Below are 15,114 nucleotides of genomic sequence, written 5' to 3'. Positions count from 1 at the left end.
CCATGGCGGTGGCATGGCCCTTCAGCCATGAGACTGGCACGATCCAGGCCAGGGACAGCCAGCAAGGGCCGCCCCGCCGCGAGGCTGTCGTCCCCCTTTCAAGGGGGAAGGCGCGAAGCGCCTCAGGGGGTGCTCCATTTCTAACGTTTGATTTTTGCCAGAGGGTGCTCGGGCGGGTATGTGGGCGTGATGGGCTTCTTGGCGCCCAGCATCACGCACATCAGCGCGTCTTCGTCGCCGATGTTGATTTCCTCGCGGTACACGCCGGGCGGCACGGAGACCACGTCGCGGTCGGTGAGGATGGTCTCGAAGCGCTGGCCGTCCTTCTCCAGCACGAGCTTGAGCTTGCCGCGGATCAGGAAGAAGACTTCCTCCACATCCGTGTGCAGGTGCGAGGGGCCTTCATTGCCGGCCGGGATGACCATGGTGGAGAAGGTGAAGTTCTCGGACGGAATGGTATTGCTGTCCGACGCCACGCCCGTGCCGCCCGTGCCGATGTAGCGCATCTGGCCACGGCGGTACTTGGGGTCGAAGTCGGCCTGGAACTTCAGCGCATCGAAGTCGTACTTGCGCGTGGAAAACCGCGCCACGCGCGACTCCATCCATTGTTCGAAGCTGGAGCCTTCGGGCTGGTCCCAGGTGCGGGGCGTGTTCTGAGCGGATTCGGACATGTGTCTCTCCATCAACGTCGGTGGATCATGGCGGGGAAGGCGCCGTTTGTTTTATCCATGAATCACAGTTCATGGGGTAAAACAATTATAGAAAGATTGATCGCACGCAACAAGGGCCACATGCGCAGCGGCATGTGGCCCCTTTGCTGCCCAGTCTGTTCAGGGAACAGCGATGCGAGTGCCTCAGGCAGCCATGCTGCGCCGCCCAGGCCGAAAGCCCGCCTGGCTGGCCGGCCAGACCACGGACAGGCAGGCCAGCGCCAACACCGCCAGCGCCCAGGGCAAGGCGGAGGCACCCCGCCAGCCCAGCAGCAGTCCGCCGGCCACGCCGCCGCTCGCCACGGCCAGGTTGAAGACCGTCACCAGCATGGACTGGGCCACGTCAGCGCCCTCGCCTGCCGCGTCGGCCAGCGCGGTCTGCAGCAGCGTGGGTGCGCCGCCAAAGCTCAGGCCCCAGGCCGCAACCCCGATCAGAACGGCCACGGCCGACTGCCCGGCCAGGCCCAGCACCAGCGCAGACACGGCGAACAAGGCCAGGCTCAGCACGGTGAGCGCGCGCAGCCAGCGGTCCACCAGCAGGCCCGTGAGCCAGATACCGGCAATGGCCGCAAGGCCGAACAGCAGCAGCACCCCATCCACCCTTTGCCCCAGACCCGCCGAAGCCAGGAAGGGCGCGATGAAGGTGTAGAGCATGTTGTGGGCCAGCATCCAGCCGAACAGCGCCAGCAGCACGGGGCGCACGCCGGGTACGAGCAGGATGCGCGCCACGGGCTGGCGTTGGTGCGCCGTCTGCCCGGCGTAATCCGGCACACCCAGCCGCACCCAGGCCAGCAGCAGCAGGCACAGCGCCGACAGCGCCCAGAACACGCCGCGCCAGTCGAACAGGCTGCCCAGCCAGGCGCCCAGCGGCACGCCGGCCGCCAGGGCCAGCGGCTGGCCCACGCCCGCCACGGCCAGTGCGCGCCCCTGCAGATGCGGCGGCACCATGCGCCGCGCATAGCCGGCCACCAGCCCCCAGATCACGCCGGCAGCCATGCCTGCGGCAAAGCGGGCGACCAGGGTCAGGCCGTAGTGGCCGGACAGCGCGGTGAGGCTGTTGAAAAGCAGCAGCCCGCCCACCACCGCCATGAACAGCGGCCGGCGCCTGAGGCCGCGCGTGGCGGCCACGACGGGAATGGCGGCCAGTACCGAACCCAGCGCGTACAGCGTGACCATCTGGCCGGCCATGGCTTCGGACACTGCCAGTCCCGTGCCGATCTGGGGCAGCAGGCCGGCCGGCAGGGTCTCGGTCATGATGGCCAGAAAGCCTGCCATCGCCAGGGCCAGCAGCCTGCCCAGCGGCAGGCCTGTGTCGCCGGAGGTGTCCATGGGCTGGTTCATTGCCTTTTCCTCGCTGCGCATCTCAGGCATGGGAGGCTGGATGGGATGCCAGGTGGGATGCCGCCATGTCCTTGTCGCCATGCCCGGCGGCCAGCGCGCGCTCGAAGCGGCGCAGCCCGGCCTGGGCGCCATCCAGCAGCAGGCCTGCGCCGGCTGCGGCATCGGCCACCAGTTGCGCGTCCTTGACGGCATTGGCCACGGTGAAGCTGGCGTCGTAGCGGCCTGACAGCATGGCAGCGGCCTTGGCCTGGAAGAAGCCGCTGTCCATGGGCCCGCCCGTGACGGCATCGACCACCAGGGCCGGCTCTATGCCCAGCCCCTTGGCCAGCGCCAGGCTTTCGGCCAGGCCATGCGTGAGTGCGAAGGCCCAGTGGTTGAGCGCCAGCTTGAGCCGGCTGGCGGCGCCTGCCTGCTGCGCAATCCACAGGCTGCGTTTGCCAATGGCATCGAACACCGGCTGCACCTGGCCGCGCTGCGCCAGCGGGCCTGCGGCCAGGATGACCAGCTGGCCCTGCTCGGCAGGCTGGCGCGTGCCCTGCACGGGGCAGTCGTAGAACACCAGGCCATGCCGATCGGCGAATTGCGCCAGCGGCGCGATGGCGTCCACACCCACCGTGCTCAGTTGCAGCCACAGCGTGCCCGGCTGCAATGCTGGCGCTGCAGCCTGCATGGCCTGCAGCACGGCCGGGCCGTCCTTGAGCACGGTGACGACGATGCGGGCGCCACGCACGGCGTCGGCCACATCGCCGCAGGCCTGAACGCCGTCGGCCGCAAGGGCCTGGGCCTTGGCGGCCGTCCGGTTCCAGGCGCGGACGGTGAAACCCTTGCGTTGCAGGTTGCGCGCGACGGGCGCACCGATCAGGCCCGTGCCGAGCACGGCAATGGTGGTTTGAAGGTTTGAATGCATGGGAACTCCAGGGTGATGAGAGAGTGAAACAGACACGGAACACTGAAATCCGGGGTTATTGGAACGATCATTCCAATTTGAGGAAAATAAAAACCCGCAACGGCACGACATGCGCGCGGCGGGTGACGGGTGGCCGGCTATTGCGCCTGCAGCGCCATGTCGACCACGTCGACCACGTCCATCAGGCACTGGCGGCGCTGCGGCGCGCTGCTGCCCTTGCCCAGCACGCGCAGGCCCTGCACGGTGTTCAGGACGAAGCGCGCCAGGGCGCGCGGCTTTTTGCTGTCGGTGATGTCGCCTTCCTGCTGGCCGCGCAGGATGAGCTTTTCCAGCGCCTTTTGCAGGCGCTGGAAGTTGCCGGCCACCCTCTCGGCCACGGCCTCGTCATGGCCGGCCAGCTCCAGCGCGGCATTGGCGACCAGGCAGCCACGGCGCCCGGCATCGCTCAATTCGTCCTGCACGATGCGCAGCAGCAGCTGCCGCACCAGGTCCCGGGCGCGTCCCGGGCCGGACAGCAGTTCCACGTTGGAGGTGGTCACGGCCTCATAGCGGCGCAGCGCATGCTGGAACAGCCCCTGCTTGTTCTCGAAGGTGCCGTACAGGCTGCTGCGCGACAGGCCCGTGCCGTCCACCAGGTCCTGCACCGAGGTGGCCGCGTAGCCGCGCTGCCAGAAGACCTGCATGGCGGCGTCAGCGATGTCATCGGGGTCGAAGTCCTTGGTGCGCATGGTGGCTCATTGAATTGGAACGATCATTCCAATCAATGTAGGCGGCCGTTTCACGGCTGTCAAGATGGCGCCAAAGGGCCTTCACTCGCAGGGAATTTCCAGCCCCACCTTCACGCGGTCCAGCGCCACGATGGTCTTGAACCATTTGACGTTGGGGTTCTCGGCGAACAGGCGCCGCGCCAGGGCCTCGTACTCCTGCATGGTGGCCACGGTGAGCACGAGCACGAAGTCCACCTCGCCCGTGACGTAGTAGCACTGCTGGACCTCGGGCACGGCGAAGTGCGACTTCATGGCGTTGAGCGCGTCGATGCTGGTGCGCTCGGTCATGACCTCCACGATGATGGTGATGGGCCGGCCCACGCGCGTGGGGTCCACGGTGGCGGCCTGGCCCGTGATCACGCCTTCGGCCTGCATGCGCTTGAGGCGGCGCTGCACGGCGGCCGTGGACAGGTTGACCTGCTCGGCCAGCAGGCGCAGCGGCACCGTGCTGTCGCGCTGGACGATGGCCAGGATGGCGCGGTCGAAGCCGTCCAGGTCGGCCAGGTGAGCAGGGTGGGCGGTGTGCTTGGTCATGGGAAGCAAGGACTTTTGGAGGGTGAGAAATTTTCTCGCAAACACCCCCAATTCAGAGACCAAAAAACAGGTGCCGCGAAATAGTATTTCGTCGTTTTCCGCATCCAACGCATGCGGACCTGCCTGCCGAGAAAGCCCATCCCATGGCCACCCTGCTCCACCTGTCTCCCGTGTTTCTTGTGATGTCCATGCTCATGGTTTTGCGCCGCCCGCCTGTGCAGGCGGCCATGGCCGGGGCGGCGCTGGTCGCCCTGCTGTGGCTGGTCGATGCCTGGATGGCGACGGGCGCCGCCGCTTCCGGCGCCGCCCTGGCCGCAGCGCGCGACACGGGCGTGCTGTTCCTCAGCACGGCCTTCGTGATCGTGCCGGGCCTGGGCTTCGTGATCCTCATCGAACGCATGGGCGTGAACCAGGCGCTGAGCCGGTGGGTGCGCTCCCTGGGCCTGGGGCCGGCCGATCAGGTGGTCTTCATCGTGCTGGGCCTGGCGCCGCTGCTGGAGGCGATGACGGGCTTTGGCGTGTCGCTGATCGCCACCGTGCCGCTGCTGCTGAGCCTGTTCGAGCGGCGCGCCGCGCTGCGCATGGCGCTGGCGGGCATGGCCATCATGCCCTGGGGCACGCTGGGCCTGGCCACAGTGATCGGTGCCTCGCTGGCCCATGTGGACGCGGCCGCGCTGGCCGCTGTGTCCTCGCTGACCAGCACGCCGGTGTTCCTGGTGCTGGGCGCCCTGTCCCTGCATCTGGCCGGCGAGCGCGGGGCGCGGGCCTGGCTGCTGCTGGGCGGCTTCGGCCTGCTGTTCGTGGGCGTGCTGCATGGCATCAGCCGCTGGCTGGGGCCCGAGGTGGCGGGCGTGGGCGCAGGCTTTGCGGTGGCGCTGGGCATGCTGGTGCGTGCCCAGCGCATGCGCGGCCGTGCCCAGGCGGCACCCGGCTGGCCGCGACAGGCCTGGCCGTATCTGGCGCTGGCCCTTGCCATCGTGCTGCTCAAGCTGCTGGCCCTGGGCACGCAGTGGGACCAGCGCTGGATCGTGCAGGGTGCCCAGGTGGCCTGGAAGCCGCTGGCCTCGCCCGGTGTGGCGCTGACGCTGGTGCTGGGCCTGCTGCTGGTGCGCGGCGCCGGCAACGGCATCCCCCTGGCCAGCGCGCTGACCGCCCGCGCCAAACGCCCGCTGCTGACCATCTTCTTCTTCCTGGCCATGTCCCAGATGATGGTCAAGGCCGGCTTCCTGTCCGGCTTGGTGCAGCTGCTGGCCGAACTGGCGCCCGCTGCCCTGGCGCCCATCGTGGCGGCCTTCGGCGCACTGGCCGGCTACATGACGGGCTCCAACGTGGGCGGCAACGCGATCTTCATGCCCGCCATCGCCCTGCTGCCCGAGTCCTCGCGCCTGCTGCTGGCCGCCGTGCACAACAGCGCCACCGGACATGCGGCGCTGGGCTCCCTGTCCATCGTGATGCTGGTGCTGGGCCTGGCACGGACCAATGCCCAGGAAGAAGGCGAGCTGGTGCGCTTCGGCTTTGCGCTGGCCTGCCTCAATGCGGCGGCCGTGGCGCTGGCGGCGCTGGTCCTGGCGGGTCTGGGCGTGTTCTGAAGACGTGTTCCTTTCCAATGAAAAGAGGCGCCGCAGCGCCTCTTTGCAAACACGGCAAGCCGCCCGCGCTACTTGCCGTCGCGCAGCTCCCGGCGCAGGATCTTGCCGACCGGGGTCTTGGGCAGCTCGGTGCGGAACTCGATCACGCGCGGCCGCTTGTAGCCCGTGAGGTTGTCGTGGCAGAAGTCGCGCACGGCCTGTTCGGTGAGGCTGTCGTCCTTGCGCACGATGACCAGCTTGACGGCCTCGCCGGTCTTCTCGTCGGGCACGCCGACCACGGCGCATTCGAGCACGCCGGGGCAGTTGGAGACCACGTCCTCCACTTCATTGGGATAGACGTTGAAGCCGCTGACCAGGACCATGTCCTTCTTGCGGTCCACGATCTTGAAGTAGCCGCGCTCGTCCATGGTGCCGATGTCGCCGGTGCGGAAATATCCGTCGGCGGTGAAGACCTTGGCGGTTTCGTCGGGGCGCTGCCAGTAGGCGGCCATGACCTGCGGGCCCTTGATGGCCAGTTCGCCGCGCGCGCCCAGTTCGGTCACGTCGTTGCCGTCGTCATCGACCAGCTTGAGATAGGTGCTGGGCAAGGGCACGCCGATGGTGCCCGAGAACTCGGTGGAGGTGACCGGGTTGCAGCTGACCGTGGGGCTGGTCTCCGACAGGCCATAGCCCTCGCAGATGGGGCAGCCGGTCTTTTGCAGCCACAGCTGGGCCACGGCGCTTTGCACGGCCATGCCGCCGCCGACCGAGACCTTCAGGTGCGACCAGTCCACGGTGTTGAAGTCCGGGTGGTTGGCCAGGCCGTTGAACAGCGTGCTCACGGCGGGGAAGCTGTGAAAGCGCTGCGTGGACAGCTGCTTGAGCGTGGCCTTGAGGTCGCGCGGGTTGGGGATCAGGATGGTCTTTCCGCCCGTGCGCATGGACAGCATCATGTTCACCGTGAAGGCGAAGATGTGGTACAGCGGCAGCGCGCAGATGCTGGTGGGCTGCTCGCCCTGAGGCACCTTGCCCATGGCAGGCAGGTTCCAGGCCTCGGACTGCAGCACGTTGGCAATGATGTTGCTGTGCAGCAGCACGGCGCCCTTGCTCACGCCCGTGGTGCCGCCCGTGTACTGCAGCAGGGCCATGTCGGAGGCCTGCAGCTGCGGCGCCTGGAAGGGCGAGCGCATGCCCTTGGCCAGCGCATCGTTGAAGCGCACGGCCCCCGGCAGCGAGAACGGCGGCACCAGCTTCTTGACCTTGCGCACCACGTAGTTGACGATGGCGCCCTTGAGCATGCCCAGCTGGTCGCCCATGGTGCACAACACCATGTGCTGCACGGGCGTGGCGGCCTTGCAGGCCTGCAGCGTGTGGGCGAAGTTCTCGATGATGACGATGGCCTTGGCGCCCGAGTCCTTGAGCTGGTGCTCCAGCTCGCGCGCCGTGTACAGCGGGTTGACGTTGACCACGACGAAGCCCGCACGCAGCACGGCGGCCACGGCCACGGGGTACTGGGGAATGTTGGGCATCATCAGCGCCACGCGGTCACCGCGGGCCAGGCCCAGGCTCTGCAGATAGGCGGCGAAGGCGCGGCTTTGCGCATCGACCTGCGAGTAGGTCAGCTCCTTGCCCATGAAGGAATAGGCCACGCGGTCCGCGTAGCGGCTGAAGGCCTCCTCCATCAGGGCCACCAGCGAGGGGTATTGGGAGGGATCGATGTCGGCGGGCACACCTGCCGGATAGGCACCCAGCCATGGGCGGTCACTCATGCTGCTCGTCTCCTGGTTTCTCGATTGAACGTGCATTCTCATAAAAAGCACGGTCGTTCGATACTGTGATAACCCTAGTACTACCCCTAGGGTCACCATTGCGTTGCTCCAGGTCAAAGCTCGCCGGGCCGCGCAGGCCCCCGATCACAGCCCCGTTCAATCCCAGGCGGGAGCCAGTCCGTCAGGGCTGACCTGGCGGTCGCCGCGTTCCAGCGCGGCGATGCGCTGCATGTCTTCGGCGCCCAGCACCAGCTGGCAGCTGTCCAGGTTGGCCTGCAGGTGGGCGCGCTGGGTGGACGAGGGAATGACGGCATAGCCCATGGCCATGGCCCAGGCCAGCGCCACCTGGGCGGGCGTGGCGCCGTGGGCGGCGGCGATGTCGGCCAGCACGGGATCGGCCAGCAGCTTGCCGTAGCCCAGCGTCATGTACGAGGTGGTGTGAATGCCCTGCTGGCGTGCGAAGTCGGTGACGGCACGGTTTTGCAGATAGGGGCTCAGTTCGATCTGGTTGGTGGCGATGTTCGCGGCGCCCACGGCGGCGACGGACTGCTGCAGCAGCGCGATGTTGAAGTTGGACACGCCGATGTGGCGCGTCAGCCCCTGCTCCCTGGCGCGCATGAGGGCGCCCAGGCTGTCCTCCAACGGCACGCTGCGCGAGGGCCAGTGGATCAGCGTCAGCTCCACATGGTCGGTGCGCAGGGCTTCAAGGCTGCGCTCCAGGCTGGGGATCAGCGCGTCGGCGGACAGGTTCTCGGTCCAGATCTTGGTGGTGAGGAAGAGCTGATCGCGCGGCACGGCGCTGGCGGCGATGGCGGCACCCACATCGGCCTCGTTGCCGTAGATCTGGGCGGTGTCGATGGCGCGGTAGCCCACCTCCAGGGCCTGGCCCACGGAGTGGCGCACCACCTCATCCTTGAGGCGGAAGGTACCCAGGCCGAACGCGGGCACCACGGAAGCGAGAGAGGCAGTCGATGTCATGCAGGTCTTTCAAAAAAGCAAACAAGGCGCGGAACCACGCCCCGAAGACTGCAGTCTGGCGGGTTAACGCTTGCAGATAAAGCCTGGTATCAGCAGAAAATATTTGACGCTGGAGCAACAATTGCGCCAAGCTGGCGCCCCATGAAAACCACCCTGGACGAGTTGCAGGCCTTTCGCGCCGTGATCGACTGCGGCAGCATCACGGCGGCGGCCGAGCAGTTGGGACAGACCACCTCGGGCATCAGCCGCAGCCTGTCGCGCCTGGAAAGGAAGCTGGCCACCACCCTGGTGAGGCGCACCACGCGCAGCCTGGAGCTGACCGAGGAAGGCGCGCGCTTCCTGGCCCGCGCGCGCGAGGTGCTGCAGGCCCTGGACGCGGCCGAGGAGGAGCTGGCCGCGCGGCGCCAGGCGCCTGCCGGGCTGCTGCGCGTCAACGCGGCCTCGCCCTTCATGCTGCATGCCATCGTGCCCCTGGTCGGCGAGTTCCGCGCGCTCTATCCGCTGATCACGCTGGAGCTGAACACCGATGACCTGCACATCGACCTGCTGGCCCAGCGCACCGACATCGCCATCCGCATCGGCGAGCTGCGCGACTCCACGCTGCATGCGCGGCTGCTGTGCCACAGCCTGCTGCGCGTGCTGGCCAGCCCTGCCTACCTGCAGGCCCATGGTCCCGTGTCCAGCGTGGCCGAGCTGGCGCGCCACCAGCGCATCGGCAACAGCCAGGTGCCCGGCCTGAACCACTGGCCGCTGCGCACGCCCGAGGGCGGCGACCGCTGGGACGCCGCGCCCCAGCTCACGGCCTCCAGCGGCGAGACCATGCGCCAGCTGGCCCTGGCGGGCCAGGGCGTGGTCTGCCTGGCCGACTTCATGACCGTGCGCGACCGTGCCCAGGGCGACCTGGTGCAGGTGCTGGCGCGCGAGACCGCGCAGCAGCGCCAGCCCATCCACGCCGTCTACTACCGCAACACGGCGCTGGCCGCGCGCATCACGGCCTTCCTGGACTTTCTCGCGCAGCGCCTGGCGCAGTCCTGAGAGCCCTGTGACGTCCGCCTGAACGGCTTGATCGGCCCGTTCGGCTTGTGCATGCAGGGCGCATGCATATGCGTTTTGCTTCGTTGCAACAGGGCTGGCGGTTTTACAGAATCCGGGATTCGCCGCAGCAGGCATGGGCCGGCTGCGGCCGGAGACCGCCTTGCCCCACCTGATCGAGAGCTTTGCCGACATGGCGCCCTTCGTGGCCCTGCGGCGCGACCTGCATGCCCATCCCGAACTGGGCTTCGAGGAACACCGCACCTCGGCCATCGTGGCCGAACGCCTGGCCGCCTGGGGCGTGGAAGTGCACACCGGCCTGGCCGGCACGGGCGTGGTCGGCGTGGTGCGCGGCAGGCACGCAGACGCACGCCACGGCATGCGCACCATCGGCCTGCGCGCCGACCTGGATGCGCTGCCGCTGGAAGAAGAAAACCGGTTCGCCCACCGCTCTCAGCACGCAGGCCGCATGCATGCCTGCGGCCATGACGGCCACACCACCATGCTGCTGGCGGCGGCCTGGCACCTGGCACGCACAGGTGACTTCGCGGGCACGGCGCACCTGATCTTTCAGCCGGCCGAAGAGATGGGCAAGGCCGGCGCACGCAGGATGATCGACGAAGGCCTGTTCCAGCGCTTTCCCTGCGATGCGGTCTTCGCCCTGCACAACTTCGCGCTGGACCGCGTGGGCAGCTTCGCGCTCAACCCGGGCGCGCTCATGGCCTCCAGCAACACCTTCCGCATCGTGCTGCATGGCCAGGGCACGCATGCCTCGCTGCCGCACACGGGCATCGATCCGGTGGCCGCCACCATTGACCTGGCCCAGCAGCTGCAGACCCTGGTCGCGCGCCATGTGGATTCACGCGAACGCGCGCTGCTGGCCGTCACGCAGATCCAGGGCTCGGACGCGCCCAACGTGATTCCCGACAGCGCCTGGGTGGGCGGCACGGTGCGCACCTTCTCCGTGGCGGCGCTGGACATCCTCGAAGCCGCCTTGCGCCGCCAGGCCGAACACACGGCCCTGGCCCACGGCTGCCGGGCCGAGATCCATTTCCGGCGCGCCTCGCCGCCCCTGGTCAACCACGCGGCCGAGTCCGCCTTCGCCGCCGCCGTGATGCGCGAGATCGCGGGCGACGACGCCGTGGACACGCAGTTCACCGGCGTGCTGGCGGCCGAGGACTTCGCCCACATGCTGCAGGCGCGGCCCGGCTGCTACGCCTTCATCGGCAACGGCCAGGGCGATCACCGACTGCCCGGCCATGGCGAAGGCCCCTGCCTGATCCACAACCGCTCCTACGACTTCAACGACGACATCCTCGCCATCGGCGCCAGCTACTTCGTGCGGCTGGTGGAGCGGTGGCTTGCCGTCCCCCAGGAAACTTCCCCATGAAAACCCCTCACCCCTCTCCCGTCACCCGCCGCGCTCTGCTGGCAGCAGCCCTGGCCCTGGGACTGGCACCGGCCGTGCACGCCGAGCGCGTGATCCGCATCGTCGTGCCCTTCGGCGCGGGCGCCACGCAGGACACGGTGGCACGCACCTTCAGCAATGAACTGGGCCAGGCCCTGGGCGCCACCGTGGTGGTGGAAAACCGGGCGGGCGCGGGTGGCAGCGTGGGCACGGCCCAGGTGGCCAAGTCCGCGCCGGACGGCAACACCCTGGTGCTGGCTGCGGCCAGCCACAACCTGGCCGGCCATCTGTACGCGAAGCTGCCCTATGACCCGCTCAAGGACTTCGTGGGCGTGTCCTTCCTGGGCCGCACGGGCTATGTGGTGGGCGTGCCGGCCGCCTCGGGCGTGCAGACCCTGGGCGAGCTGCTGCAGCGCGCCAGGGCCCAGCCCGGCCAGCTCAACTATGCGTCGGCCGGCAATGGCAGCGCCTCGCACCTGGCCTCGGCCTCGCTGGCCGCGCAGGCGGGCATCAAGCTGCAGCACATCCCCATGAAATCCACGGGCGATGCCACCACCGAGCTGCTGGCCGGCCGCGTGCAGCTGGTCACGGGCGCCACCATCGGCATGCTGGCCTTCCAGAAGGACCCGCGCGTCAAACTGCTGGCCTATTCGGGCCAGCAACGCTCGCGCTTCCTGCCCGATCTGCCCACGGTGGCCGAGTCCGGCGTACCCGGCTATGCCTTCGACTCCTGGCTGGGCCTGCTGGCACCGGCCGGCACGCCGCCCGCCGAAGTGGAGCGCATCAACGCCGCCGTGCGCAAGGTGCTGGCCGAGCCCGTGGTGCAGGAGCGCCTGGCCCGCGTGGGCGTGGAAGCCGCCACCCTGCCGGCCGCCGAATTCCAGCGCCTGCTCAAGGACGACTGGGAAGCGTCCGGGCGCATCGTCAAGGCGGCCGACGTGCGCATCGAATAGTCACCCAGGCCGTCACAGCAGCTTGGTGCCCAGCGGAACCTCGCGGTCGGGCACGCACAGCGCCACCTCGCCGTTCTCGTTGTGGAATCCAGTGACCAGGCATTCCGAGCGCATGGGACCGATCTGCTTGCTGGGAAAGTTCAGCACGGCCACCACCTGGCGGCCTATCAGTTCCTCGGGCCGGTACAGCGCCGTGATCTGGGCGCTGGACTTGCGCAGGCCCAGTTCGGGGCCGAAATCGACCTGCAGCACATAGGCGGGGCGGCGCGCCTCCTTGAACACCCGGGCGTCCACGATGCGGCCCACGCGCAGCTCCACCTTGAGGAAATCGTCAAAGCCAATGGTCTCGTGCAATGCGGATGAAGTAGTCATGCGGCCATGATGCCGCGCCGCCGGTGCCGGCTTTGTCGAGCAACGCTTGCAGTGCGGGACAGTGGCGGGCTCACGAACGCGCGCAGGCATGCGCCAGCCGTGCCATCGCTTCCTGCTGCGGCAAATGCGCGAGGGCCTTCGCCGCCGGCAGATGCACAGAGCAGAAATAGGCCAGTCCCTGCGGATGGGACAGCATGCCGGCCTGCTCGGCGCAATGGTCGGCAAAGCACAGCCAGTCTCCGCGCAGCGGGCCGGGCTCCTGCGTCGGGTCCTTGTTGCAGACGCTGCAAAGGGCGGGTTGCATGGCGGTCGAATCACAAGTGACGAACAAGCCGCCAGTGTCGCAGCTTCCATGAAAAAGGCCGGCATCGCGTCCGATGCCGGCCTGGTGCGGGGCCCTCGACAGGCCCCGCAGCGGTTCGCGCCAGGATTACTTGGCGGCGACCACGCGCACCATTTCCAGGCACTTGTTCGAGTAGCCCCACTCGTTGTCGTACCAGGACACGACCTTCACGAAGGTCTTGTCCAGGGCGATGCCGGCTTCGGCATCGAACACCGAGGTGCAGGACTCGCCGCGGAAGTCCGTGGCCACGACCTTGTCTTCGGTGTAGCCCAGCACGCCCTTGAGCGCGCCTTGCGACTGGGCCTTCATTTCGGCGCAGATCTCTTCGTAGCTGGCTTCGCTGTTCAGCTCCACCGTCAGGTCCACCACCGACACGTCGGAGGTGGGCACGCGGAAGGACATGCCGGTCAGCTTCTTGTTGAGTTCGGGAATCACCACGCCCACGGCCTTGGCTGCGCCCGTGCTGGAGGGAATGATGTTTTCCAGGATGCCGCGGCCGCCGCGCCAGTCCTTGTTGCTGGGGCCGTCCACGGTCTTTTGCGTGGCGGTGGCAGCGTGCACGGTGGTCATCAGGCCGCGCTTGATGCCCCACTTGTCGTTGAGCACCTTGGCCACGGGAGCCAGGCAGTTGGTGGTGCAGGAGGCGTTGGAGATCACGTCCTGGCCGGCGTAGGTCTTGCAGTTCACGCCGAAGACGAACATCGGGGTGCTGTCCTTGGAAGGCGCGGACATGATGACCTTCTTGGCGCCGGCAGCCAGGTGCTTGCGTGCGGTCTCGTCGGTCAAGAACAGGCCGGTGGCTTCGATCACGATGTCGGCGCCGACTTCGTTCCACTTCAGGTTGGCGGGGTCGCGCTCCTGCGTCAGGCGGATGGTCTTGCCGTTGACGATCAGGTTGGAGCCCTCCACCGAGACCTCGCCCTTGAAGCGGCCGTGCACGCTGTCGTACTTGAGCATGTAGGCCAGGTAGTCGGGCTCGAGCAGGTCGTTGATGCCCACGACTTCGATGTCGCTGAAGTTCTGCACGGCAGCGCGGAACACCATGCGGCCGATGCGGCCGAAGCCGTTGATACCAATTTTGATTGCCATGGAAATATCCTCAGGTTTGGAGATTGCGAAGTTGAAAAATTCAGGCGCTGACCATGGGGCCATTCATGAAAAGATGACCCTTCTTGGCAGGAATAACGCTTTCTAGAAAATCGGGTATACGCGGTATGACGCCGCCGCATTCATTGATACATGCTGCATCGGTGATCGCCGTAGTATCAGGGCTCAGCATGGGCTTGAAACCACGATTCTTATTGGACCCCACTGATCCATTTCGATCCCATATGGCCAGAGCCGTGCTCTTGGCAACAGGCTTTGCCATGGAAAGGACTTGGGCTTTGGAGACGTTGCCTGTAGCAATATGGAAACCAATCAAGTTAGAAACCAGATCTTCCTGACTAAATCCACTATTGGTAATGAATTTAGGGAAATAATCCTGGTAATTCTCAAACTGCAGAGTAACCTCCATAAAAATCGCCAGCGCAACTGACTTCTTCTCTTCAAGCGTCAAGTTGTGCCGCACGATATAATTCCGAGTAACACCCGTAAAGATTATCTTACCAAGCACACGTCTGCCCATATCTTGGTTATAGGTCAGCTTGAAGCCCGTGGCACCATCCGGGAACTTGATCGCGGCAACGGCATTGGAAATTGTCCGGTCCCTTGTCACGGGGCCGCGGGAACCCATCAACATCTGGCGTGCATCGGGACCACCTGCATTGATTTCTTCCCAAAGAGCAGATGCTCCAGTATGCGCGCGTGTTGACTTGGGATCCATGTGCCCCAAATCCAGCCATCCCAGGTTACAGGTGTAGACCAATCCGCTTTTAGCGGTGATTGCCTGGCTTCCATCAATGATGTCTTCGCGTTCGCTCATAGAAGCCTTTGCATCAGTAATTCTCTACAAAATCGATTGTAATTCCCTGGCACCCATCAACACCCGAGGCAGAAATACTGACCGAGATGAAATCAGCATTGGAACACTCTAATTCCAAATGACTGGCATAGATGGATGGTTTTGCTGTACAAGCCATTTTTTTGAAGAAATTTTGATATGACTTCAGCAACCCATCGAATTTATCCCGACTTCCGTATGTCAGCGAAGTGTAGGGATTACTCCCTCCATCACGCCCCCTCCATTTATATATAGGAGCCCTACACTCTTCTATGATCGGTACAGACTGAAGATACTCAGGCGCACCCAGACGATACAACAATGAGCCTTTTTTTACGTTACGTGCCTCAAACAGCACGCCACCCAACAATATAACTGCAGCGACCAGCAGCACCAAGCTTCCTAGAAACCATGCAATGATCCTGAGGGTCTTGGTATTTTTTGTCATGCCGCGAGCCAGCGAATATTCAGTTAATCAGAGTCAATTATA

General features: G+C 66.2%; 16 protein-coding genes. 4 read left to right on the top strand and 12 right to left on the bottom strand.

All coding sequences use genetic code 11. The features are described from left to right. Nucleotides 1-140 precede the first annotated feature (140 nt). From A9976_RS21250 to A9976_RS21230, 5 genes are all read right to left on the bottom strand, one after another. Entirely contained in the window at nt 141-671 is a 531-nt protein-coding gene (locus A9976_RS21250; RefSeq protein WP_183020656.1) for a cupin domain-containing protein, read from the bottom strand. A 183-nt stretch (nt 672-854) separates the two neighbouring features. Then, nucleotides 855-2,051: an MFS transporter gene (locus tag A9976_RS21245; protein ID WP_183020674.1), complete on the bottom strand. Its 1,197-nt coding sequence runs from the start codon at nt 2,049-2,051 to the stop codon at nt 855-857. A gap of 22 nt (nt 2,052-2,073) precedes the next feature. Beyond that, entirely contained in the window at nt 2,074-2,958 is an 885-nt protein-coding gene (locus A9976_RS21240) for an NAD(P)-dependent oxidoreductase (RefSeq protein WP_183020655.1), read from the bottom strand. 137 nt (nt 2,959-3,095) lie between these two features. Continuing rightward, nucleotides 3,096-3,686, bottom strand: a complete 591-nt coding sequence (locus A9976_RS21235; RefSeq protein ID WP_013804518.1) for a TetR/AcrR family transcriptional regulator — start codon at nt 3,684-3,686, stop codon at nt 3,096-3,098. An 81-nt stretch (nt 3,687-3,767) separates the two neighbouring features. Continuing rightward, nucleotides 3,768-4,259, bottom strand: coding sequence for an Lrp/AsnC family transcriptional regulator (locus A9976_RS21230; protein ID WP_016449824.1), 492 nt, complete (start codon nt 4,257-4,259; stop codon nt 3,768-3,770). A gap of 143 nt (nt 4,260-4,402) precedes the next feature. Between A9976_RS21230 and A9976_RS21225 the strand changes: the two genes are divergently transcribed. Continuing rightward, complete coding sequence (locus tag A9976_RS21225; RefSeq protein ID WP_183020654.1) at nt 4,403-5,848, top strand: L-lactate permease; 1,446 nt, start codon at nt 4,403-4,405, stop codon at nt 5,846-5,848. 68 nt (nt 5,849-5,916) lie between these two features. Here A9976_RS21225 and A9976_RS21220 read toward each other — a convergent pair whose 3' ends face one another. Continuing rightward, the gene (locus A9976_RS21220; RefSeq protein WP_183020653.1) at nt 5,917-7,596 is read right to left on the bottom strand and encodes a long-chain-fatty-acid--CoA ligase; all 1,680 of its coding nucleotides are present in this window, start codon (nt 7,594-7,596) and stop codon (nt 5,917-5,919) included. A gap of 156 nt (nt 7,597-7,752) precedes the next feature. Continuing rightward, nucleotides 7,753-8,574: a 2,5-didehydrogluconate reductase DkgB gene (dkgB, locus tag A9976_RS21215; protein WP_183020652.1), complete on the bottom strand. Its 822-nt coding sequence runs from the start codon at nt 8,572-8,574 to the stop codon at nt 7,753-7,755. A 141-nt stretch (nt 8,575-8,715) separates the two neighbouring features. Here dkgB and A9976_RS21210 point away from each other — a divergent pair, with 141 nt between their 5' ends. The 3 genes from A9976_RS21210 (at nt 8,716) to A9976_RS21200 (ending at nt 11,967) form a co-directional block, all read left to right on the top strand. Continuing rightward, on the top strand, nt 8,716-9,609 hold the full coding sequence (locus A9976_RS21210; RefSeq protein ID WP_183020651.1) for a LysR family transcriptional regulator: 894 nt from the start codon (nt 8,716-8,718) through the stop codon (nt 9,607-9,609). Between the two features lie 133 nt (nt 9,610-9,742). Beyond that, a complete protein-coding gene (locus A9976_RS21205) occupies nt 9,743-10,996 on the top strand; it encodes an amidohydrolase (RefSeq protein WP_183020650.1) in 1,254 nt (417 codons plus the stop codon). Continuing rightward, nucleotides 10,993-11,967, top strand: a complete 975-nt coding sequence (locus A9976_RS21200) for a tripartite tricarboxylate transporter substrate binding protein (RefSeq protein ID WP_183020649.1) — start codon at nt 10,993-10,995, stop codon at nt 11,965-11,967. The genes A9976_RS21205 and A9976_RS21200 overlap by 4 nt, the downstream gene beginning before the upstream one ends. Before the next feature lie 12 nt (nt 11,968-11,979). Here A9976_RS21200 and A9976_RS21195 read toward each other — a convergent pair whose 3' ends face one another. The 5 genes from A9976_RS21195 to A9976_RS21175 all read right to left on the bottom strand — a co-directional run bounded on the left by A9976_RS21195 (nt 11,980) and on the right by A9976_RS21175 (nt 15,072). Then, nucleotides 11,980-12,339, bottom strand: coding sequence for a tRNA-binding protein (locus A9976_RS21195; protein WP_183020648.1), 360 nt, complete (start codon nt 12,337-12,339; stop codon nt 11,980-11,982). 70 nt (nt 12,340-12,409) lie between these two features. After that, complete coding sequence (locus tag A9976_RS21190) at nt 12,410-12,643, bottom strand: hypothetical protein (RefSeq protein ID WP_183020647.1); 234 nt, start codon at nt 12,641-12,643, stop codon at nt 12,410-12,412. A 126-nt stretch (nt 12,644-12,769) separates the two neighbouring features. Further along, nucleotides 12,770-13,771, bottom strand: a complete 1,002-nt coding sequence (gap, locus tag A9976_RS21185; RefSeq protein ID WP_047326356.1) for a type I glyceraldehyde-3-phosphate dehydrogenase — start codon at nt 13,769-13,771, stop codon at nt 12,770-12,772. Nucleotides 13,772-13,811: 40 nt separating this feature from the next. Continuing rightward, nucleotides 13,812-14,606: a hypothetical protein gene (locus A9976_RS21180; protein WP_183020646.1), complete on the bottom strand. Its 795-nt coding sequence runs from the start codon at nt 14,604-14,606 to the stop codon at nt 13,812-13,814. Between the two features lie 13 nt (nt 14,607-14,619). After that, nucleotides 14,620-15,072: a hypothetical protein gene (locus A9976_RS21175; RefSeq protein WP_183020645.1), complete on the bottom strand. Its 453-nt coding sequence runs from the start codon at nt 15,070-15,072 to the stop codon at nt 14,620-14,622. Nucleotides 15,073-15,114: the final 42 nt, after the last annotated feature.

This window comes from Delftia sp. UME58, from assembly GCF_014170385.1.
GTDB lineage: Bacteria > Pseudomonadota > Gammaproteobacteria > Burkholderiales > Burkholderiaceae_C > Comamonas > Comamonas acidovorans.
This window is presented reverse-complemented; position numbering and strand designations above follow the sequence as displayed.

Coding starts and splice junctions, on each gene's coding strand:
- A9976_RS21180 (WP_183020646.1), bottom strand. CDS start 14,606: ATGAGCGAACGCGAAGACATCATTGATGGAAGCCAGGCAATCACCGCT.
- A9976_RS21190 (WP_183020647.1), bottom strand. CDS start 12,643: ATGCAACCCGCCCTTTGCAGCGTCTGCAACAAGGACCCGACGCAGGAG.
- A9976_RS21175 (WP_183020645.1), bottom strand. CDS start 15,072: ATGACAAAAAATACCAAGACCCTCAGGATCATTGCATGGTTTCTAGGA.
- A9976_RS21230 (WP_016449824.1), bottom strand. CDS start 4,259: ATGACCAAGCACACCGCCCACCCTGCTCACCTGGCCGACCTGGACGGC.
- A9976_RS21200 (WP_183020649.1), top strand. CDS start 10,993: ATGAAAACCCCTCACCCCTCTCCCGTCACCCGCCGCGCTCTGCTGGCA.
- A9976_RS21235 (WP_013804518.1), bottom strand. CDS start 3,686: ATGCGCACCAAGGACTTCGACCCCGATGACATCGCTGACGCCGCCATG.
- dkgB (WP_183020652.1), bottom strand. CDS start 8,574: ATGACATCGACTGCCTCTCTCGCTTCCGTGGTGCCCGCGTTCGGCCTG.
- A9976_RS21205 (WP_183020650.1), top strand. CDS start 9,743: ATGGGCCGGCTGCGGCCGGAGACCGCCTTGCCCCACCTGATCGAGAGC.
- A9976_RS21225 (WP_183020654.1), top strand. CDS start 4,403: ATGGCCACCCTGCTCCACCTGTCTCCCGTGTTTCTTGTGATGTCCATG.
- A9976_RS21195 (WP_183020648.1), bottom strand. CDS start 12,339: ATGACTACTTCATCCGCATTGCACGAGACCATTGGCTTTGACGATTTC.
- A9976_RS21250 (WP_183020656.1), bottom strand. CDS start 671: ATGTCCGAATCCGCTCAGAACACGCCCCGCACCTGGGACCAGCCCGAA.
- gap (WP_047326356.1), bottom strand. CDS start 13,771: ATGGCAATCAAAATTGGTATCAACGGCTTCGGCCGCATCGGCCGCATG.
- A9976_RS21220 (WP_183020653.1), bottom strand. CDS start 7,596: ATGAGTGACCGCCCATGGCTGGGTGCCTATCCGGCAGGTGTGCCCGCC.
- A9976_RS21245 (WP_183020674.1), bottom strand. CDS start 2,051: ATGAACCAGCCCATGGACACCTCCGGCGACACAGGCCTGCCGCTGGGC.
- A9976_RS21210 (WP_183020651.1), top strand. CDS start 8,716: ATGAAAACCACCCTGGACGAGTTGCAGGCCTTTCGCGCCGTGATCGAC.
- A9976_RS21240 (WP_183020655.1), bottom strand. CDS start 2,958: ATGCATTCAAACCTTCAAACCACCATTGCCGTGCTCGGCACGGGCCTG.